Annotated in this window: 19 protein-coding genes; 9 read left to right on the top strand and 10 right to left on the bottom strand. The window is 60.9% G+C overall.

Annotated features, from left to right (window positions below; genetic code table 11):
* Window positions 1-4: 4 nt before the first annotated feature.
* The 4 genes from RL_RS14060 to RL_RS14045 form a co-directional block, all read right to left on the bottom strand.
* Window positions 5-793, bottom strand: a complete 789-nt coding sequence (locus RL_RS14060) for an SDR family oxidoreductase (RefSeq protein WP_003540277.1) — start codon at window positions 791-793, stop codon at window positions 5-7.
* A gap of 22 nt (window positions 794-815) precedes the next feature.
* A complete protein-coding gene (locus RL_RS14055; RefSeq protein ID WP_028741191.1) occupies window positions 816-2,294 on the bottom strand; it encodes a sugar ABC transporter ATP-binding protein in 1,479 nt (492 codons plus the stop codon).
* 28 nt (window positions 2,295-2,322) lie between these two features.
* Window positions 2,323-3,252 carry a sugar ABC transporter substrate-binding protein gene (locus RL_RS14050; RefSeq protein ID WP_003540275.1) on the bottom strand — a complete coding sequence of 310 codons (930 nt, stop codon included), beginning with the start codon at window positions 3,250-3,252 and terminating at the stop codon, window positions 2,323-2,325.
* Window positions 3,253-3,369: 117 nt separating this feature from the next.
* The gene (locus RL_RS14045; protein ID WP_027667634.1) at window positions 3,370-4,350 is read right to left on the bottom strand and encodes an ABC transporter permease; all 981 of its coding nucleotides are present in this window, start codon (window positions 4,348-4,350) and stop codon (window positions 3,370-3,372) included.
* 205 nt (window positions 4,351-4,555) lie between these two features.
* Here RL_RS14045 and RL_RS14040 point away from each other — a divergent pair, with 205 nt between their 5' ends.
* From RL_RS14040 to RL_RS14025, 4 genes are all read left to right on the top strand, one after another.
* The gene (locus RL_RS14040; protein ID WP_011652254.1) at window positions 4,556-5,365 is read left to right on the top strand and encodes a transketolase; all 810 of its coding nucleotides are present in this window, start codon (window positions 4,556-4,558) and stop codon (window positions 5,363-5,365) included.
* Window positions 5,365-6,321, top strand: coding sequence for a transketolase family protein (locus RL_RS14035; protein ID WP_011652253.1), 957 nt, complete (start codon window positions 5,365-5,367; stop codon window positions 6,319-6,321). The genes RL_RS14040 and RL_RS14035 overlap by 1 nt, the downstream gene beginning before the upstream one ends.
* Before the next feature lie 68 nt (window positions 6,322-6,389).
* The gene (locus RL_RS14030) at window positions 6,390-7,856 is read left to right on the top strand and encodes an FGGY family carbohydrate kinase (RefSeq protein ID WP_011652252.1); all 1,467 of its coding nucleotides are present in this window, start codon (window positions 6,390-6,392) and stop codon (window positions 7,854-7,856) included.
* Window positions 7,857-7,877: 21 nt separating this feature from the next.
* Window positions 7,878-8,828 (top strand): sugar-binding transcriptional regulator, encoded by a 951-nt coding sequence (locus RL_RS14025; protein WP_003540269.1) that lies wholly within the window; start codon window positions 7,878-7,880, stop codon window positions 8,826-8,828.
* A gap of 22 nt (window positions 8,829-8,850) precedes the next feature.
* Here the strand turns inward: RL_RS14025 and RL_RS14020 are convergent, their stop codons facing one another.
* From RL_RS14020 to RL_RS14010, 3 genes are read right to left on the bottom strand one after another with little or no spacing between them, the layout of a single operon-like run.
* A complete protein-coding gene (locus tag RL_RS14020) occupies window positions 8,851-9,603 on the bottom strand; it encodes an ABC transporter ATP-binding protein (protein WP_011652251.1) in 753 nt (250 codons plus the stop codon).
* The gene (locus tag RL_RS14015) at window positions 9,597-10,667 is read right to left on the bottom strand and encodes a FecCD family ABC transporter permease (protein ID WP_011652250.1); all 1,071 of its coding nucleotides are present in this window, start codon (window positions 10,665-10,667) and stop codon (window positions 9,597-9,599) included. Before RL_RS14015 ends, RL_RS14020 begins: the two co-directional genes overlap by 7 nt.
* 6 nt (window positions 10,668-10,673) lie before the next feature.
* Window positions 10,674-11,810: an ABC transporter substrate-binding protein gene (locus RL_RS14010; RefSeq protein ID WP_011652249.1), complete on the bottom strand. Its 1,137-nt coding sequence runs from the start codon at window positions 11,808-11,810 to the stop codon at window positions 10,674-10,676.
* Window positions 11,811-11,925: 115 nt separating this feature from the next.
* Here RL_RS14010 and RL_RS14005 point away from each other — a divergent pair, with 115 nt between their 5' ends.
* The gene (locus RL_RS14005) at window positions 11,926-12,711 is read left to right on the top strand and encodes a class I SAM-dependent methyltransferase (RefSeq protein WP_041936349.1); all 786 of its coding nucleotides are present in this window, start codon (window positions 11,926-11,928) and stop codon (window positions 12,709-12,711) included.
* 276 nt (window positions 12,712-12,987) lie between these two features.
* Here RL_RS14005 and moaA read toward each other — a convergent pair whose 3' ends face one another.
* On the bottom strand, window positions 12,988-14,034 hold the full coding sequence (gene moaA, locus RL_RS14000; RefSeq protein WP_041936348.1) for a GTP 3',8-cyclase MoaA: 1,047 nt from the start codon (window positions 14,032-14,034) through the stop codon (window positions 12,988-12,990).
* 137 nt (window positions 14,035-14,171) lie between these two features.
* Here moaA and RL_RS13995 point away from each other — a divergent pair, with 137 nt between their 5' ends.
* Entirely contained in the window at window positions 14,172-14,546 is a 375-nt protein-coding gene (locus RL_RS13995; protein ID WP_041936581.1) for a gamma-butyrobetaine hydroxylase-like domain-containing protein, read from the top strand.
* Window positions 14,547-14,608: 62 nt separating this feature from the next.
* On the top strand, window positions 14,609-15,799 hold the full coding sequence (locus RL_RS13990) for a low temperature requirement protein A (protein ID WP_011652245.1): 1,191 nt from the start codon (window positions 14,609-14,611) through the stop codon (window positions 15,797-15,799).
* Window positions 15,800-15,802: 3 nt separating this feature from the next.
* Here the strand turns inward: RL_RS13990 and RL_RS13985 are convergent, their stop codons facing one another.
* Window positions 15,803-16,270, bottom strand: coding sequence for a MarR family winged helix-turn-helix transcriptional regulator (locus tag RL_RS13985; RefSeq protein WP_011652244.1), 468 nt, complete (start codon window positions 16,268-16,270; stop codon window positions 15,803-15,805).
* Window positions 16,271-16,317: 47 nt separating this feature from the next.
* Between RL_RS13985 and RL_RS13980 the strand changes: the two genes are divergently transcribed.
* Entirely contained in the window at window positions 16,318-17,298 is a 981-nt protein-coding gene (locus RL_RS13980; RefSeq protein ID WP_011652243.1) for an alpha/beta hydrolase, read from the top strand.
* A 37-nt stretch (window positions 17,299-17,335) separates the two neighbouring features.
* Window positions 17,336-17,947: a pyridoxamine 5'-phosphate oxidase family protein gene (locus RL_RS13975; protein ID WP_011652242.1), complete on the top strand. Its 612-nt coding sequence runs from the start codon at window positions 17,336-17,338 to the stop codon at window positions 17,945-17,947.
* A gap of 246 nt (window positions 17,948-18,193) precedes the next feature.
* On the opposite strand, the gene RL_RS13970 is transcribed toward RL_RS13975, so the two are convergent.
* Window positions 18,194-19,261 carry a GGDEF domain-containing protein gene (locus RL_RS13970; RefSeq protein WP_011652241.1) on the bottom strand — a complete coding sequence of 356 codons (1,068 nt, stop codon included), beginning with the start codon at window positions 19,259-19,261 and terminating at the stop codon, window positions 18,194-18,196.
* Window positions 19,262-19,326: the final 65 nt, after the last annotated feature.

Here is a 19,326-nt window from a genome sequence, read left to right as displayed (position 1 = left end):
CTCATCACCAGCAGCAGAAACCGCCATCGACGAGAAGATCGACGCCGGTCACGAAACTTGCCGCATTTGACAGCAGAAACACCGCCGGGCCTACCATCTCGTCCACCGCTGCCATGCGCTGCATCGGCGTCTGCTCTTCGAAGAGCTTGGTCTGGTGGACCATCTCCGGACGGGTGTTCATGGGCGTTGCCGTGTATCCGGGGGAGATGGTGTTGACGCGAATGCCGCGGTCGACCCATTCCATCGCCATGGACTTCGACATATGGATGACGCCCGCCTTGGAGGCGTTATAGTGCGCTTGGCTCAGCCCGCGGTTTACGATCACACCGGACATGGAAGCGATGTTGACGATGGAGCCGCGTCCATTCTTCAGCATGGCGCGAGCCTCTGCCTGGCAGGAAAGAAAGACGCCTTTCAGGTTGATATCCATCAACGTCTGATATTGGTCCTCCTCCATCTCTTCCGCGGCGTTCGCGTTAGCGATGCCCGCCGCGTTGACTGCAAGTGTCAATGGGCCGAGATCGGCTTCGGTACGTGCTATTGCCTCTCCAAGGGAAGATTTGCTCGTGACATCCGCCGCGATCTGGATCGAGCGGCGGCCGGCGGCGCGAATATGTTCAGCCGTCTTGGCCAATCCGTCGTCGGTTCGGCGGTCGAGCAGCGCCACGTCGGCGCCGCATTGCGCAAGGCCGATGGCAATGCGCTGCCCAATGCCGCTCCCGGCTCCGGTAACGATGGCAACCTGGCCGCTGAGATCGAAAAGCTTCGGGGCGTTCAGAGTGATGTCGGACACCGCTCTTCCTTTCTCTGTCTGTTTAGATGGTGGCTAGCTCCATGACCGAAACGTCATTTGCCTGGTCACGATTGAGAATGCCTGCCTGTTTGCCTTGTGCAAGCACGAGAATGCGATTGGAGACTCCGAGAACTTCCTCGAGGTCCGAGCTTACGACGATGACCGCCACGCCCCGTTTGGCAAGATTGACGATGATGTCGTAGATGCCGGCTCGGGCGCCGACGTCGATGCCTCTCGTCGGTTCGTCGAGCACGACGACCTTAGGATCGCGCATCAGCCATTTCGCGATGACCACCTTCTGCTGGTTGCCGCCGGACAGGTCCGAGGCATATTGCTCCGCACGGCCCTTCACGCCGAACTTGGCCACTGCCTTCTCCGCAAACGAGCGCTTGACGCTCGGCGTAATCCAACGCCCGCCCAGCTTGTCGAGATTGGCGTAGATAATGTTCTCGCCGATCCGGTGCCCGACAACCAGGCCTTGCTCCTTGCGGTCTTCCGGGACCATCACGATGCCCTTGGCGATCGCATCCGCAGGATCGCGCAGCCTGAGTTCTTCGCCTTCCAGCTTGATCGAACCTGCACTGATTGGGTCAGCGCCCGAAATGGCGCGGACAAGTTCCGTGCGGCCGGCGCCGACCAGTCCGGCGATCCCGAGAATTTCCCCGGCCCGCACATCGAAGGTAACGTCGCGGAACGAGTTGTCGGGCGAGCACAGCCCCGACACCTGGAGGACTGGATGGTCTGTCGGAACCGGCAGGGCAGGGAACAAGCGGTCAAGCGGGCGTCCGACCATGCTCTCGACGATCGTTCGCACCGGTGTCGCGCTGTCGGAGAATTCCTGCACGCGCTCGCCATCGCGAAGAACGACGATCCGGTCGGTGATTCGCTTGATCTCTTCCATGCGGTGGGAAATGTAGACGATGCCGACACCTTGTGAGCGAAGCTTCCGAACCTGTTCGAAAAGAGCTTCCGTCTCCGCGCCGCCAAGGGCGGCCGTCGGCTCATCGAGGATCAGGAGCTTTGCGTTGAGAGCCAGCGCCTTGGCGATCTCGATGAGTTGCTGATTTGCTGTGGAAAGGCCGGCGACCGTCCGCGTTGCAGGGATGTGAAGGTTCAAGCGAGCGAGCTGGTCCTGGGCCCGGCGAACCATCTGGGCGCGGTCGACGACGCCGTTCTTCATCGGCCAGCGCCCGATGAAGACGTTTTCCGCGATCGACAGCTGCGGCAGAAGCTGCAGCTCCTGGTGGATCAGGACAACGCCCTTGTCGATCGCTTCCCTTGGGGTGGCCGGGGCATAAGGCTGCCCCAGCCATGTCATTGATCCTTCGGACGGTGTGCGTGACCCGGCGATGATGCCTGATAGCGTTGACTTGCCCGCTCCGTTTTCACCGAGAAGTGCAACCACTTCGCCCGGATAGACGTCCAGGCTGACATTCTTCAGAACCTGGAGCGGCCCATACCATTTGGATATGCCCCTCAGGGAAAGAACTGGATCAGTCACGGCACACCTCCTCAAGACCTCGACTTCATTACGGATGGTTGGCGATGAAGCCTGCGACGTTTTCCTTGGTTGTCAGCGTGGCATCCAGGAGCTGGACCGGTGGCACCTTTTCTCCGGCGACAAGCTTGGCGGCGTTTTCAACCGCGTCGCGGCCCATCTTCTGCGTCTGCTGGGTCGCAGTTACGTTGAAGACACCCTTGCTGAGCGCTTCGAGAGCTGCGGTGTCACCATCGAAGCCGCCAACCACGATCTTCTGGGAAGGATTGGCGACCTTGATCGCCTGCGCGGCGCCAAGGGCGAGGCCGTCGGCCTGGGCGAACACGATCGAAACGTCCGGATTTGCCTGCAGCATATTCTGCATGATCTGGAACCCTTCGTCCTGGCTCCAGATGTTTGAGAACTGCTCGGCGACAACCTTGACGTCCGGATATGCCTTGAGAGATTCAGCGCAGCCCTTCGAACGATCGACTTCCGGCGTCGTGCCCTTCTGGCCGTGGATGATGACCATCTTCCCCTTGCCGCCGGCTTCCTTCAGAATGTAGTCGCACACGGCCTTGGCAGACGCGACGGAATCCGTTGCAAGGAAGGTATCGCCGGGTGCTCCCTCGGCGTTGCGGTCAACGTTCACGACCGGGATACCAGCGCTCTTCGCGAGCTTGACCGGAACGGTCGCAGCCGCCGCACCGGCCGGAATGTAGATCAGCGCGTCGATTTTCTGGGTCAGGAGGTCCTGGATTTGATTGACCTGTGTCGGCCCGTCGCCCTTTGCGTCGACCGTGATGACTTCGATGCCGCGCTTCTTGGCTTCGGCTTCGACCGATTGCTTGATCTGGTTGAAGAAGTTTGCCTGAAGGTTGGCAACGGCCAAGCCGAGCTTCTTCAGTTCCGCCGCGTGTACTGGGCCGAGCATGAGACCGAGCAGGGCAGCAGACGCGAGCATGGTGCGCGCAATTTTCATTGTATTTCCTCCGTTGTTTGATGGAACCCTCGGGTATGTCCTCCCCCTCGGGGTATTGATCCGCCCCAAACCCTTGGAGCGGAATTCCTGGTCCGCCAACGCGGCGGACCTCGTTTGTCAGGCGCGACGCCGACGAATAGTCTCCGCGCCGACCGCGAGCACGATGACGATGCCGATGATCACTTGCTGCAGGAATGGCGAGACGTTGAGAAGATTGAGCCCATTGCGAAGGACGCCGATGATAAGAACGCCGATCAGTGTTCCTCCGATACCGCCCGCGCCCCCCGAAAGCGAAGTCCCGCCGATGACGACCGCTGCGATGGTGTCCAATTCATAGCCCAGACCACTGGACGGCTGGACGGAATCCAGCCTGGCGGCGAGTACGATGCCTGCGAGCCCCGCAAGGACTGAACTTGCGACGTAGACGCCAATCGTCACGAGCGGAACGTTGATACCCGCAAGGCGCGCGACTTCTGGATTTCCTCCCACCGCGTAGAGCATGCGACCTTCGGACCGGAAGTGCAGGAAAAGCCAGGCCGCAAGAACAACCGCAAGCATGAGAAACACAGTGGCTGTCAACACGCCGAAATGGCGATCGATTGCCAGCATCATGAACCAGTCGGGGAATCCGACGATCTGCTGGCCGTCCGTGATCATATTTGCGACGCCGCGAGCCGCGGACATCATCGCAAGAGTGGCAATAAACGCTGGAACCCTGAACTGCGTCACCAGAAGTCCGACGATCAGGCCCGAAACGCCCGATGCGACCAGAGCAAAAACGATCCCGACCGGCAACGGTAGGCCGGCGACATTCGCAGTCCAGCCCATGACCATCATCGCAAGAGCGAGTGCCGAGCCGACGGAAAGATCGATGCCGCCGATCAGAATGACAAAGGTCATTCCGACGGCCATGATGCCGAGGACAGTGATCTGATCGAGGATGTTGAGACCGTTCCGAACCGAAAGAAACGTGTCGGTGCTGAGGCTCAGGAAAACGCAAAGCGCGAGCAGCCCCACGAGCGGGCCGGTGGCTCCCTTGAGTTTGCTCAACCAGGCGCCGGACGAAAGCCCGTGTTCATTGATATCGAGCGCCACCATTGTTCCTCCCTATGCCTAGGCTGACTGCTAATTCATTCTGCGAATAAATATTCACCGATGCTGGAAAATTCATTAACAAGTTGCTTTCCGGCTGTCAACAGGATTTCTAGACTTGCAACTGTTGGTGTAGCACTTAAAGGGCTTGACTAATCGGTGTCTTGTGCAAAAATATTGATAACTGAATATTTATGCATGAGAGGAATCCATGAATACGACAGAACTCGAGCGGGTCGCTCGCGAGATCCGATTGCGCGATCTCCAGGCGGTCTTTGAAGCGGGCGCCGGCCATATTGGCGGGGAAATGTCGGTCATCGACATTTTGACTGCCCTCTATTTTCGTGTGCTGAATGTTTGGCCCGATCAACCGAAGCACCCCGACCGCGACAGGTTCGTTCTTTCGAAGGGACATACTGCATGCGCGCTGTATGTGACGCTCGCAAAACGCGGCTTCATCCCGGAGGAAGAGATTTCCACCTTTTTGCAGCCGCATTCGAGGCTGAACGGGCATCCAAATTGCAACAAGGTTCCTGGCGTCGAAACGAATACCGGGCCGCTCGGCCACGGTCTTCCAGTCGCAATAGGAATGGCAAAAGCCGCCAAGCTCTCAGGCGCGAAGTATCACACCTATGTCGTCACCGGCGACGGTGAGATGCAGGAGGGCTCCAACTGGGAAGCGATCATGGCGGCCGCGCAGTTCAAGCTCGATAACTTGACGCTGGTCATCGACCACAACAGGTTCCAGCAGGGCGCCGCCCTGGCGGAAACCAACGATCTCGCCCCGCTTCGTCCGAAGCTTGAAGCTTTCGATTGGGAAGTCACCGAGATCAACGGGAACAATATGAGCGAAGTCGTTTCAGCCCTCGAACACCGGGGATCGAGACCGCATTGCATCGTGGCCCACACCAACAAGGGGCATGGAATCTCGTTCATGCAAGACCGAGTCGACTGGCACCACAAGGTACCGAGCAAGGAACAATACGAAATCGCATTGGCAGAATTGTCGGAGGCACTGTAATGAACGCGCCAATAAACGCACCCAAGCTCTACGATTGCCGCGACGCATTCGCCACCACGCTTGAGCGGCTGGCAGCCGAAGACGAAACGATCGTTGCCGTCTGCAACGACTCCGTGGGCTCCTCCAAGCTCGGCGGCTTCAAGGCGAAATTTGGAGAGCGTCTTGTCAATGTCGGCATCGCCGAGCAGAACATGGTGGGGGTTGCAGCAGGCCTCGCCAATGGCGGACGCCTTCCGTTCGTGTGCGCCGCCGCTCCGTTTCTAACGGGACGGTCGCTGGAGCAGATCAAGGCCGATATTTCGTATTCAAATGCCAACGTCAAGCTGGTCGGCATTTCTTCTGGAATGGCGTATGGCGAACTCGGCCCGACCCATCACTCGATCGAAGACTTCGCCTGGACGCGGGTTCTGCCTAATCTTCCGGTCATTGCGCCTTGTGACCGCATCGAAACAGCTGCTGCGGTTGAGTGGGCCGCGGCCTACAACGGCCCCTGTTTCCTGCGTCTGTCTCGCGTAGGTGTGCCTGATCTTCTTCCGGAGGGTCACAAGTTCGAACTTGGCAAGGCAAACCTCCTTCGCCAGGGTTCCGACGTCACCCTTATCGCAAACGGCACTTTGACTCATCGAATCTTAAAGGCTGCCGAGATCCTCGCAGAACGCGGCATCAACGCCAGAGTGCTCAACCTTGCAACGGTTCGTCCGATCGACGAGGACGCCATCATCGCCGCGGCGAAGGAAACCGGAGCGATCGTCACAGCCGAAGAGCATTCGATTTTTGGCGGGCTCGGTTCCGCGGTCGCCGAAGTGGTGGTCGACAATGCTCCGGTCCCGATGAAACGTCTCGGCGTTCCCGGCGTCTACGCTCCGACCGGTTCGGCAGAGTTCCTGCTCGACGAATTCGGGATGGCGCCGTCCGCAATCGCCGACGCCGCGCAGTCGCTGATCAGGCGCAAGTAACTGGGATGACGTGATCAGCCCGGACGCTTTTTGTCGTCCCGGCTGCCGTCTGATCTGGGGAGGATAGAATGCGGGCAATTCTGGCAATTGACCAGGGCACGACCAATTCAAAGGCAGTTCTGGTTTCGGAGAAGGGAGAAATTGTCGGTAGAGGTTCGGCTCCAGTCGGCATTTCCTATCCGAAGCCGGGTTGGGTCGAACAAGACCCAAATAGGCTCTACGCATCGGTCTGCGAAGCGATCGACGCCTGCCTGAACGCCCCCCCCGATGTGGCTATCGAGGCGGTGGCCATTTCCAATCAGCGCGAGTCTGTCACTGCCTGGGACGCCGAAACGGGAGACGCGCTTGGACCGGTGGTAAGCTGGCAGTGCCGTCGAACGGCACAGGATTGCGAACGTCTCATTGTCGAAGGCCGCCTTGACCGTGTGCAGGCGCTCACAGGCCTGCCATTGGATCCGATGTTCCCGGGTTCGAAATTCCGATGGCTGCTCGACCGTATTCCGGCCGGGCGATCGGTGCGGCTGGGAACGGTCGACAGTTGGCTCGTCCACTGCCTGACAGGCGGGCGCCGGCATGTTTGCGACGCTTCGAATGCCGCCAGGAGCCAGTTGTTCGATCTCCGGGAGCAGAGATGGAGCGAGGAGCTTGGCGAGATTTTCGGCGTGGATATCGCGCTCCTCCCCGAGGTACTCGACAGCTCTGCCGACTTCGGCAGGACGCAAGGGTTGCCAGGGGTGCCGGATGGAACTCCGATCATGGCCGTGATCGGAGACAGTCATGCTGCGCTGTTCGGTCATGGAGCATTCAAGCCGGGTGATGGCAAGGTAACCTTCGGAACCGGCTCGTCGGTGATGACGACGCTTCCGCAATTTATTCCTCCACGCAACGGCGTCACAACGACCGTCGCATGGCGTCTCCATGGAAAGCCGACTTTCGCTTTCGAAGGCAATATTCTCGTCTGCGCCGCCAGTCTCCCATGGATGGCGGGCATTCTCGGCCTTTCGGACGTGGCGGCCCTCGTCGAACTTGCGGCGAGCGCCGAACCGGGCGGACCGGGCTTCGTGCCAGCATTCGTGGGACTGGGCGCACCCTATTGGAATTCCGACGCCCGGGCCCTGTTTTCCCAGATCAACTTCAATACGACACGTGCGCAAATGGCGCGATCGGTAACCGACTCGATCGCCTTCCAGGTGCACGACGTGATCGCCGCCATGCGAGCACAAAGCGGCGGCGAGCTCGGGGCGCTCTATGTCGACGGCGGACCGAGCCAGAACCGCTTCCTGATGCAGTGTGTCTCGAATCTCATCGAACATCCCGTGATCCAATGCGAAGCACCCGAGGCGTCGGCTTTGGGAGCCGCATATCTCGCGGGTCTCTCACTTGGCTTGTGGAGCGATCTTCAGGTTATCGCGGAGCTGCCCCGGAGCTCACATATCATTGACCCGGAACCCGTGGATCGAGCGGTGCTTCTGAATACCTGGAATGATGCACTTGCCCGCTCGACGGCACGCGAAACAACGGCTAATGATGAATAAAAATTCACCCTAGGATTAGCGATGACTCGCCTCAATGAACTCCGTCTCATCTCGAGGGTCGCCCAGATGTACCACTTGGAGGGGCGGCGACAGGCGGAGATCGCACAGCACCTTCGCCTGTCGCAGGCGACAGTGTCGCGCATGCTCAAACGTGCCGAGGCCGAAGATATTGTGCGAACCAGCGTGACCCCCCCCGTTGGCACCTACAGCGAGCTTGAGAGCGCGCTTCGCGAGAAATATGATTTGCCGGAGGCGATCGTCGTCGAGTGCACGGAAGATCGGGACGGCGCCATCATGGCCCGTATCGGAGAGGCAGCGGCTCATCTCTTGGAGGTGACGCTTGCGCCAGGGGAGATCATCGGCGTTTCGAGTTGGAGCCAGACCATCTCCAAGATGGTCGAGAACATTCATCCCCTGAAGAGCGCTCAGGCGAAATACGTCGTCCAAACCCTTGGAGGCATGGGCGATCCTTCAGTGCAAACGCATGCGACGCAGCTTACCACGCGGCTTGCTCGGCTGACCGGCGCTGAGCCAAAACTGCTCGCTGTGCAGGGCGTTACGACGTCCAGAGAGGCAAAATTTCTTATGCAGGCCGATCCATACGTTCGGGAGACGATGGACTTGTTCGGCAGCATAACGCTTGCGATTGTCGGAATCGGAGCAGTCGAACCGTCCGAACTTCTCGCACGGTCAGGCAACATCTTTTCGTCTCGCGAACTGTCTGATCTCGCGGAAGCGGGAGCCGTCGGCGATATCTCGCTTCGCTTCTTCGATAAAAACGGCAAGCCGGTCAAGACGCCCCTGGACGACCGGGTCATAGGGCTTCCACTCGAGGATCTCGAACGGGTGGACCGGGTCATTGCTCTTGCCGGCGGGTCTAAAAAGACCGACGCAATCGCAGGCGCGCTCCGCGTGGGAGTCATCCACATGCTTGTTACGGACAAGTTTACTGCGCAGCGACTGATCAACTGATGAGTTAGGCTGATTTGCCACCTCAATGCGCCGTCCCATCCACAATCACGTGGTCATGGTCCAGCGAGCATCTCTCCACCCGGGCCTCGACCCTGTAGATCTCCCGCAGCATCTCGGCGGTGACGACGTCGCGGGGGGTGCCGCAGGCATGCATGCGGCCGTTGGCGATGACGATGACCTTGTCGGCGAAGCGCAGCGCCTGGTTGAGATCGTGGATGGCGATCAGCACGATCATGCCCTTGGTGCGGGCCTGTCGGCGCATGAAGTCGAGGACCTCGACCTGGCGGTGGAGATCGAGCGCACTGGTCGGCTCGTCCATCAGCATGATCTCGGGTTCGCGGACGAGCGCCTGGGCGATCGAGACGAGCTGGCGCTGGCCGCCGGAAAGCGCGCCGAGGTCGCGGAAGGCGATGGAGGTAATGTTCAGCGCCTTCATGATCTCGTCGATGAAGCGCAGGTCGCTGTCGCTGACGGCCCAGGACTGGCCCTGCTTGCGGGCGAGCAGGATGGATTCGTAGACCGTCAGCACGGCGTTTGCCGAGGTATCCTGCGGCGTGTAGCCGATGGCGTTTTTCGCCTTCGAGCCTTCGACGACGACATGGCCCGGCCCTTTTAGGAGGCCGGTGATGCGCTTGAAGAGGGTCGATTTGCCGGCAGCGTTCGGGCCGATCACCGCCACGACCTCGCCTGACTTCATCACCGGCGTCGTCACGTCCTCGACGAAGAGCTTGCGACCGTGATAGGCGCCGACCGACTGCAACTGAAGCGCTACCACGACCGGCTCCTGTTCGAGAGGATGAGGGAGAAGAAGAAGGGGACGCCGACCAGGGCGGTTATGATGCCGATCGGAAAGACGACGCCCGGAATGATCGACTTCGAGACGATTGAGGTCAGCGACAGGAGCAGCGCACCCGACAGGATCGAGCCCGGCCGGAAGAAGCGCTGATCCTCGCCGAGGATCATGCGCGCGATATGCGGCCCGACGAGGCCGACGAAACCGATCGTGCCGACGAAGCTGACGGGTATTGCGGCAAGCAACGACACCACAAGCATGGTTTCCAGCCGGATGCGGCGGACATTGACGCCGAAGCTTGCGGCCTTGTCCTCGCCGAGGCGGATGGCCGTCAGCGCCCAGGCATTGCGGGCAAAGAGGGGAAGTGCTGCCAGCAGAACCGCGAGCGTCACCCAGATCTTCGGCCAGGTGGCCTTGGTGAGGCTGCCCATCGTCCAGAAGACGACAGCCGACAGTGCCTGTTCGGAGGCGAGATATTGCAGGAAGGCGAGCAAGGCATTGAAGGTGAAGACCAGCGCGATGCCGAGCAGCACCACCGTCTGCACCGAGACACCGCGGGCCTGCGAGACGAAATGGATGAAGAGCGTGGCGATCAGCGCCATGATGAAGGCATTGACCGGCACCAGCAGGCCGGCTGCAACAGGCAGAAGCGGAACGCTGGTGACGATCGCCAGTGCGGCGCCGAAGCTTGCCGCCGCTGAAATACCGAGCGTGAACGGGCTGGCGAGCGGATTGGCGAGGATCGTCTGCATCTGCGCGCCGGCGACGGAGAGCGACGCGCCCACGACGATCGCCATCACCGCAACCGGCATACGGATGTCCCAGACGACGGCCCGCACCTGATCCGAAACGGAGGAGGGGTCGAGGAGGGCCGAGACAACCTCGGTAAGACTATAGCGGGCCGGCCCCCAGGCGAGATCGACGGCAAAGGACAGGCAGAGCGCTGCCGTCATGGCGATAAGGATCAGCAGCTTGCGCCGGGCAAGGGCGCGGTAGCGCTCCCTCCCGGCTTCGGCTTCGATCGATATGGCGGCGATCTCGGCCATTTTGGACTACTGACCCACCTTGGCGTCGACCCAGTAACCCGGCTGGTATGCGACCGGCAGGAATTTTTCGTGGAATTCCTTGAAGGTGGCATCGGGATCGAGATCGGCAAAGAGGTTCGGATGGAACCACTTGGCCAGCTGCTGCACGGCGACGAACTGGTAGGGGCTGGTATAGAACTGGTGCCAGATCGCATGGACATTGCCGCCGGCAACAGCTCTGGAGCCGGTGAAGGCAGGGTTTTCCACCAACGTGTTCAGCGCCTTGCGGCTGTCGTCGAAGGTGGCGGCGGCATTCGGACCGACATTCACATAATCCTTGGCATTCTTGGTCTGGCTCCAGTTGGAGCCGGTGACGACGATGACGTCAGGATTGGAGGCGACAACCTGCTCGGCATTGATCGAGCCGGTATAGCCCGGCAGGAAATCGGAGCCGAGATTGTGGCCGCCGGCCCAATCGACCATCAGGCCGAAATTGTCGGGACCGAAGGTGCCGCAGCATTCGACCAGACCTGCGGCGCGGTACATGAAGACATTCGGCTTCGGCGGATTGGCGGCCTTCAGTCTGTCGGTGACGCGGGCCATCTGCTCTTTCCAGAAGCTGGCGACGGCTTCGGCGCGGTCTTCATGGCCGAAGATCTGGCCGAGGATCTTCAGGCTCGGCTCGGTATTGGCGAGAATGTGCTCGCGGAAATCGATGTAGACGATCTTCACGCCGATGCCGTTCAGCATGTCTTCGAGCTTCACCTCGTCGGCGGCCGCTTTGTTGCCGATCGGCAGCAGCAGCACGTCGGGATGAAGCTTGACGACCGTCTCGGTCTGCAGCGTGCCGTCGGTCAGGTTGCCCAGAAAGGGCAGGTCCTTGCCCTTCGGAAACTTCTCGACATAGGCGTTGAAGCCGTCCTTGTCGGTGGTCCAGAGATCGTTGCGCCAGCCGACGATTTTGGCGAAGGGATCTTCCTTCTCGATCGGCGCGACGGCGTAGAGCATGCGGCCTTCCCCAAGGATCACACGCTCGACCGGCTTGTCGAAGGTCACTTCACGACCCGCGACATCCTTGACGGTGAAGGACTGCGCCCAGGCCGAAAGCGGCAACAGGCTCGCAATCGCCGCTGCGGAGACTGCGAGTATTTTCACGAAATTCATCTGGAAATTCCCCCGAGGTCTGAATAATGTCCGCAGGCATAAGAAATATGACTTAATGAATCAAGTTCTATGTTTTAGAGCGTTTCCAAACTGATCCGATGCCGGGGTGCCTCAAATGAATTCCATGAATACGAACTACTCCATCCGCGATGAAATCCGCGATTTCTGGTCGGAACGGGCGGCGACCTTCGACCAGAGCGTCGGTCATGAAATCTTTTCGGAAGCGGAGCGCAAAGGCTGGCAGCGGCTGATCAGAAAACATCTCGGCGAGGGGCAGGGGCGAGCGGCACTCGATCTCGCCTGCGGCACCGCCGTCATCTCGCATCTGATGCACAGTGCCGGCTTTGCGGTCACCGGCCTCGACTGGTCGGATGCGATGCTGGCGCAGGCGCGTGCCAAGGCGAAGAAGCGCGGCGCCGATATCCGCTTTGTTTCCGGCGACGCCGAAAACACGATGGAGCCGAAGGACAGCTACGACGTCATCACCAACCGCCATCTCGTTTGGACGCTGGTGGACCCGGCTTCGGCCTTCAAGGAATGGTTCTCGGTATTGAAGCCGGGCGGCAAGGTGCTGATCCTCGACGGCAATATGGGTAAGGAAACCTGGGTCAAGGGCCTGCAGAAGCTCTGGACGAAGGTGACCGGCAAGCCGCCGGCGAGCCACATGTCGCCGGAGATGATGGCGCGGCACCAGAAGATCCGCTCACGCGTGCATTTCTCCAGCCAGATGCCGGCCGAAGCAGTCGTCGATCTTCTGCGCCAGGCCGGTTTTACGGACATCGTCGTCGACCGCAAGCTCAGCGATATTCATTGGGCGCAGGCGCGCAAGATGCCTTTTTTGCGCGGGCTTGAGCGTATGGTGCAGGAGCGGTTTGCGATTTGTGCGCGTAAGCCTGGGTGATGAGGAGCGGCTCCCTCTTCTCCCCAGCGGGGAGAAGGTGGCCCGAAGGGTCGGATGAGGGGGCCACTCGGCACAACGTTGATTGCTCTTCGCTTGCGCTCAGCGCATTCGCTCCTGTCGTCGCTCACCCCCTCATCTGCCCTGAAGGGCATCTTCTCCCCGCTGGGGAGAAGAGGGAGTCTGCCTCACCATATCCCGGCCCTTCGCGGGGCTCAGGGCGTTCGAAGCTGCAATCGATTCACTGGATCGATTGCTCCCGCTTTGCGGGACCGCTTCTCACCCACCCGTAACGCTCATATGCCTGGCCACGGCCGGACGGTTATGCGTCCGGTCGATGATGAAGTCGTGGCCTTTGGGTTTGCGGGTGATGGCCTCGTCGATGGCGGCGTGGAGGAGGGCGTCGTCTTCGGTGGCGCGGAGTGCGGCGCGCAGATCGGCGGCGTCGTTCTGGCCGAGGCACATGTAGAGCGTGCCGGTGCAGGTCAGGCGGACGCGGTTGCAGCTCTCGCAGAAATTATGGGTCATCGGCGTGATGAAGCCGAGGCGGCCGCCGGTTTCTTCGACCCTGACATAACGCGCCGGGCCGCCGGTCTGGTAATCGATGTCAGCAAGAGTGAACTGGTCTTCGAGATCGGCGCGCAGTTTCGAAAGCGGCAGGTACTGGTCGGTGCGGTCTTCTTCGATCTCGCCCATCGGCATGGTTTCGATGACGGTGAGATCCATGCCGCGGCCATGGGCGAAGCGCAGCAGCTCCGGCATCTCGGCATCGTTGAAATCCTTCAGCGCCACGGCGTTGAGCTTGACCTTCAGCCCGGCTTTCTGAGCCGCGTCGATGCCTTCCATGACCTTGGCGAAATCACCCCAGCGGGTGATTTTGCGGAACTTGTCGGGGTCGAGCGTATCCAGCGAGACGTTGATGCGGCGCACGCCGCAATCATAAAGCTCCTCCGCATTGCGAGCGAGCTGCGAACCGTTGGTCGTCAGCGTCAGCTCGTCGAGGCCGGAGCCGATCTTCTGGCCGAGCTGGCGAACCAGATACATGATGTTCTTGCGCACCAGGGGCTCGCCGCCGGTCAGCCTGATCTTTCTGACACCCTTGGCGATGAAGGCGGAACAGAGCCGGTCGAGCTCTTCCAGCGTCAAGAGATCCTTCTTCGGCAGGAACGTCATGTTCTCCGCCATGCAATAGGTGCAGCGGAAATCGCAGCGGTCGGTGACGGAAACGCGGAGATAGGTGACCGCCCGCCCGAAGGGGTCGATCATCGGGTCCGCACCTGCCACCAGCGGCAATGCATTGCCTATCGTTCCAACTCTGGTGTTCACCTGTATCTCCGTACCTCTCATCAATGTGGGCATATGCTATTGTCGCGTCAAGGGAAACAGCCCGCGTGAGCATGCCAATTTCAGCTTGCGCTGAAAAAGATCAACGCCTACTCCTCGCATGAGAAGAGGACAAAATGATGAGCGATATCTGGCCGAGCGAACTTCGCGTCTCGAAAGACAGGCAGCGGCTGGTGGTGACCTTCAACGACGGCCAGAGCTTCGACCTGTCGGCGGAGATGCTGCGCGTGCTGTCGCCCTCGGCCGAAGTGCAGGGCCATGGGCCGGGGCAGAAGCTGACGGTGCCGGGCAAACGCAACGTCGCGATCATCTCGATGATGCCGACCGGCAATTACGCGGTCCGGATCGGCTTCGACGACATGCACGATACCGGCATCTACACCTGGACCTATCTGCGCGAGCTCGGCGAACGGGGCGCGGAGCTGTTTTCGGCCTATGAGCACGAGCTCAGCGAAAAGGGCATGAACCGCGATACGGCGGAGAAGCCGCGCTGACGCTCACGAGCGCGCCGCTATCAAATTCAACAGACTCATAATTCCAGCCATCGGGGGGCCATATGGCGAAAACGAACGGAAAGAACTGGCTGCGCGCCAAGGGCAGCGCCAGCGGCAACAAGGTGACCTTCCTCGAACTGTTCTTCGACCTGGTCTTCGTCTTTTCGATCTCGCAGCTCTCGCATGCGCTCGCCGCCCACTACACGCCGCTCGGTGCGGCCGAAGCGGCGCTGATGACCTTCGCCGTCTGGTGGGTGTGGATCTTCACCGCCTGGGTGACGAACTGGCTCGATCCGGACAAGATGCCGGTGCGCGGGATGCTGGTGGCGCTGATGATGCTCGGGCTGCTGCTGTCTGCCTCCATCCCCGAGGCTTTCGGCGACAAGGGCCTGCTGTTTGCCGGCGCCTATGTGGCGATGCAGGTCGGGCGCTCGCTGTTTACGACCTATGCGATGACGCGCGTCGATCGCGCTAATACGCTGAATTTCGTCCGCATCACAGCCTGGCTCGTGGTAGCAGGCGCCTTCTGGATTGCCGGTGGGCTGCTCGAGCATGAAGCCCGGCTGATCGCCTGGGTGATAGCGCTTGCGATCGAATATGCCGGGCCGGCCGCAGGCTTTGCCGTGCCGGGGCTCGGCCGCTCGACGGCGCGGGACTGGGACGTTTCCGGCGCGCACATGGCGGAGCGCTGTGCACTCTTCGTGATCATCTGCCTCGGCGAAGCGATCCTCGTGTCCGGCCGCACATTTGCGGAGCTGCCGTTCTCAGGACTGACCAGCGTCGTCTTCGTCACCGCTTTCATCGGCACGGTCGCCATGTGGTGGCTCTACTTCCGCTTCGGCCACGGGCGCGCCGCCCACCGCATCGAGCATGAAGAGACGCCGGGAAGCTTGGCGCGGCAGGCCTTCACCTATGGGCATATCCCTATCCTTGCCGGCATCATCGTCCATGCTGTCGCGGTCGAGTTCATGTTCTCGCATCCGCACGAAACCGGCGATCTCGGTATCGCCGCGGCCGTGCTCGGCGGCTCCGGCCTGTTCCTGATCGGCAATCTCTGGTTCAAGGGCGCGACCAGCGGGCGGATGCCGCTCTCGCATCTCGCCGGCCTGGTGTTTTTGATCCTGCTTGCCTTTGTCGCGCCCTTCATCGAGGTCTATCTGATGGGCATCCTGGCGACGTTGGTGCTGATCGTCGTCGCCGCCTGGGAATACCGCTCGCTGACGGGTACGGAGGCGGCGCCGACGCTGCATTGAACATCAGTCCTCGTCGCGCAGATCTTTCAGCAGCACGGTGATGATCCGCTCCATCGAATCGGCGGTCGCCATGCATTGCTCTATCGGCTCGTCCGACAGCACGCGGTCGATGAGGCCGGTCTGGATGGCCATGGCCTCCTCACTCAGTTTTCGACCCTCTGGCGTCAAATAGAGGCGCAGCACGCGCTTGTCGCGCTCGTCATCGCGGCGAAGGATCAGGCCGCGCTTCTCCATCTGCGGCAAGAGCATGCTCATATTGGAGCGGCCGACCAGCAGTTTGCGCGCCAGCTCCTGCTGCGAGATGCCTTCGAAACGATAGAGATTGACCAGGATATCGAGGTGCGGCGGCTTGATATCGAGATCGGCAAGCGAGCGGGCCAGGGATTGTTGCATCAGCTGGCAGGCGCGAGCCACCGCGATCCAGCTGCGAAAACGCGGATGATCCCAGGGAAGGGATTGATTTTTGTTCATCGTTGTACTTTATTGTTCAGTGTTGAACAGTCTTTTGGAATCCCACTATGGCAAACTTTGCGCTTGACGTCACCCGCCTCGGGTTTTCCGTTCTGCAGGCGGTTTCTCCTGATCTGGCAGGCAAAGCGGCGTTCCAGCTGTTCTGCCGGACGCCATCGACAAAGCCGAAGGGAGCAAAGGCGAAAGCGGTGCATGCAGCGGGTGCGCTCCGGCTTGCCGGTGCCGAACGCTTCACCCTCCGGCTTGCCGGCGGGCGCCAAGCGCATGCCTATCGGCTGAACGGCGGGGCGAGGGGTAAACGCAAGCGCTATCTGGTGACACATGGCTGGGGATCGAGCGCGGCATATATGGCCGAACTCGTTTCGATGCTTGCGGCAATGGGCGCGGAGGTCGTGGCGCTCGATTTTCCCGGCCACGGCCGTTCCGGCGGGCGCTTCCTGCATATGGGGCTTGCGGTCGAGACGATCGCGGCGGCCGAGGCGCGCTTCGGCGCATTCGATGCGGCGATCGGCCATTCCTTTGGCGGCGCGGCGCTGATGGTCTCGGCGGCGGGCCTGCTGCCCGGCGTTGCGCCTGTTGGCGGCGACCGCCTGGTGCTGATCGGCGCGCCGAGCGAGATGGGCTGGCTGTTTACCGATTTCAGCCGGATGGTCGGCCTTCGCCCTGCGGCGCAAGCGGCACTGGAGAATGAGGTCCATCGCGTCACCGGCCGGAGACTTGAGGATTTCGACGCCGGCGCGGCGGCGGGCGTCATCGGCCGGCCGGTGTTCGTCATCCATGCCGAAGATGACAAGGAGGTGTCGTCTCTCCATGCCAGGCGCTATGGCGCGGCGGGGAAGGGCGTTCGGCTGTTCTGGGCGAACGGCTTCGGCCACCGGCGCATCATCGGCGCCGCGCCCGTTCTTGCCGCGATCGCGGCGTTTCTCGACGGCGATCGGGGCGTGGGTGAAGTGCCTAATGAAAGCATCAAAAAAGATGCGGAGATCATTCCGTTTTTTGACCTTCCGGCAAGGCGCGCGGCATTGTAGCGTCCGTCGCGAAGATTAAGCCGCGGCGGGACGCCTCATGAAAATCATCAGCAGCATCGAAGAGCTCAATACGATCTATGGTGCCGGCCTGTCGCCGGCTTCCGTCACCAAGGTGACGAAGCAATTGACCCCGCTTTATCGTGAGATGATCGAGATCTCACCGTTTGCGGCGCTTGCGACCGTCGGGCCGGAAGGGCTCGATTGTTCACCGCGCGGCGATCTCGGCGGCGTGGTGCGCGTCGCCGACGATGAGACGCTGCATCTGCCGGATTGGCGCGGCAACAACCGCGTCGATTCGCTCTCCAACATCGTGCGCGATCCTCGCCTGGCGCTGATGTTCCTGATCCCCGGCTCGAACACGACGATGCGTATCAACGGCCGCGGCGTCGTCTCCAACGATGAGACGCTGCTTTCGAGCTTCGAGATGTGCGGCAAACATCCGCGCACCGTCGTCGTCATTTCGATCGACGAGGTCTATTTCCAATGCGCGCGCGCCGTGATGCGAGCCGAACTCTGGAATGGAGAACACTTCGCCGATCCGGCGAAGCTGCCGACGCCCGGGCAGATGCTGAAGGCCGCAACCGGCGATTTCGACCAGGAAACCTACGATCGGGAGTGGCCGGGGCGGGCGGCGAAGACGATGTGGTAGGGTATCCAGCCTGATATAAGCTGCACCGACTGCAGATGTTTGGGACAAACCCACTGCTGCCCGGTTCGCGCTGGTGGCAGCCCCTCACCCTAACCCTCTCCCCGTAAACGGGGCGAGGGGACGTGCCATGCTCGAGGTCGGCGGGGGAACGGAGAGGTTGCGGCATACCCCTTCGCCCCGTTTACGGGGAGAAGGTGCCGGCAGGCGGATGAGGGGCTGGTCTCGGCATGCCGAGACCGATTGCCCTCACGTCTTATAAATCAGCCAGCTCTTGGTGAAATCCTTCTGCATGCCGTCCTGATAGAGGATGGTGCAGTTGCGGCCGGCATTCTTGGCGCCGTAAAGTGCGATGTCGGTCTTGCTGTAGAGTTCGCCGGCATCCTCGGCATTGGAGGCCATGCAGATGCCGATCGAGACGGTAACCGGACCGTAATTCACCCGGGTGCGGGAGTTCTTGAAGGGCGTCGTCTCCAGGGTGCGGCGGATGCGCTCGGCGATGCCGGTGACTTCCTCGGGCGTGTTGCCGTCGATGATGAGGGCGAACTCCTCGCCGCCGGTGCGGGCGACGAAGATGTCGCGACGGACATTGCTGCGGATAACGGAGGCGACGGTGGCCAGCACTTTGTCACCGACCGGATGGCCGTAGGTGTCGTTTATCTTCTTGAAATTGTCGATGTCGCAGAGCAGCAGCGCCGTCACTGGCCGCATGCTCGAATTGTCGAAGATGGCGGCGAGGCGGTCATCGAAGGCGCGGCGGTTGGAAAGGCGCGTCAGCGAGTCGGTGTTGGCGATCCGCTTGTATTCGTCGAGTTCCTTGCGGACCTGATCCATTTCCTGCGAGCGCTGGACGACGTTCTCGACGGTGCGTTCACCATGCGCCATGGTGTCTCCGGTCGCTTGGCTCAGCAGCTCGATGGCGTTTTCGATCAGTTCGACGCTGGCATTGCTCTTGGAGGTGATGCGCTTATGGGTCTCGCCAAGAAGCCTGGTATAACTTTCGAGCGAGTTTTGCTCCTGCCTGAGAATGCGCAACAGGCCATCAAGTTCGCCTGATATACGCGTATGGGCGTCGTCGAAGACACGGGCAGGGCTGTGGGTGAAGTGCTGCGCGCCGAGCGCATCAAGCTCGGCCTGGGTCACCTGGCCGCCGAGGGCCGCGAGTTCGCGGGTCAGGGCCGGATTGGAGCCGATATAGGCCTCGTAGAAGAGTTGGTAATTGCGCGGTATCGGCGCGACGCCCATGGAGCGCATGGCATAGGTGATCTGACCCGCAACGTCGGGGATCTGCACCTTGGGCGCGACAGCCGTATTCATCCGGCGAACTCCTCATATATTCAAAGGCAATATTCTATTTGTTAGCTTAAATTTCTTGGGAAAAG

The organism is Rhizobium johnstonii 3841, from assembly GCF_000009265.1.
Classification (GTDB): Bacteria; Pseudomonadota; Alphaproteobacteria; order Rhizobiales; family Rhizobiaceae; genus Rhizobium; species Rhizobium acaciae.
The sequence above is the reverse complement of the archived record's forward strand: the minus strand, read 5'-3'. Positions and strand labels throughout refer to the sequence as shown.

What these genes read in the sequence shown, in the direction of transcription:
- RL_RS13995 (WP_041936581.1), top strand. Translation starts at nt 14,172, where the DNA reads ATGAGCGATATCTGGCCGAGCGAACTTCGCGTCTCGAAAGACAGGCAG.
- RL_RS14040 (WP_011652254.1), top strand. Translation starts at nt 4,556, where the DNA reads ATGAATACGACAGAACTCGAGCGGGTCGCTCGCGAGATCCGATTGCGC.
- RL_RS13980 (WP_011652243.1), top strand. Translation starts at nt 16,318, where the DNA reads ATGGCAAACTTTGCGCTTGACGTCACCCGCCTCGGGTTTTCCGTTCTG.
- RL_RS13990 (WP_011652245.1), top strand. Translation starts at nt 14,609, where the DNA reads ATGGCGAAAACGAACGGAAAGAACTGGCTGCGCGCCAAGGGCAGCGCC.
- RL_RS14010 (WP_011652249.1), bottom strand. Translation starts at nt 11,810, where the DNA reads ATGAATTTCGTGAAAATACTCGCAGTCTCCGCAGCGGCGATTGCGAGC.
- RL_RS14015 (WP_011652250.1), bottom strand. Translation starts at nt 10,667, where the DNA reads ATGGCCGAGATCGCCGCCATATCGATCGAAGCCGAAGCCGGGAGGGAG.
- RL_RS14030 (WP_011652252.1), top strand. Translation starts at nt 6,390, where the DNA reads ATGCGGGCAATTCTGGCAATTGACCAGGGCACGACCAATTCAAAGGCA.
- RL_RS14050 (WP_003540275.1), bottom strand. Translation starts at nt 3,252, where the DNA reads ATGAAAATTGCGCGCACCATGCTCGCGTCTGCTGCCCTGCTCGGTCTC.
- RL_RS14005 (WP_041936349.1), top strand. Translation starts at nt 11,926, where the DNA reads ATGAATTCCATGAATACGAACTACTCCATCCGCGATGAAATCCGCGAT.
- RL_RS14045 (WP_027667634.1), bottom strand. Translation starts at nt 4,350, where the DNA reads ATGGTGGCGCTCGATATCAATGAACACGGGCTTTCGTCCGGCGCCTGG.
- RL_RS13985 (WP_011652244.1), bottom strand. Translation starts at nt 16,270, where the DNA reads ATGAACAAAAATCAATCCCTTCCCTGGGATCATCCGCGTTTTCGCAGC.
- RL_RS13975 (WP_011652242.1), top strand. Translation starts at nt 17,336, where the DNA reads ATGAAAATCATCAGCAGCATCGAAGAGCTCAATACGATCTATGGTGCC.
- RL_RS14035 (WP_011652253.1), top strand. Translation starts at nt 5,365, where the DNA reads ATGAACGCGCCAATAAACGCACCCAAGCTCTACGATTGCCGCGACGCA.
- RL_RS14025 (WP_003540269.1), top strand. Translation starts at nt 7,878, where the DNA reads ATGACTCGCCTCAATGAACTCCGTCTCATCTCGAGGGTCGCCCAGATG.
- RL_RS13970 (WP_011652241.1), bottom strand. Translation starts at nt 19,261, where the DNA reads ATGAATACGGCTGTCGCGCCCAAGGTGCAGATCCCCGACGTTGCGGGT.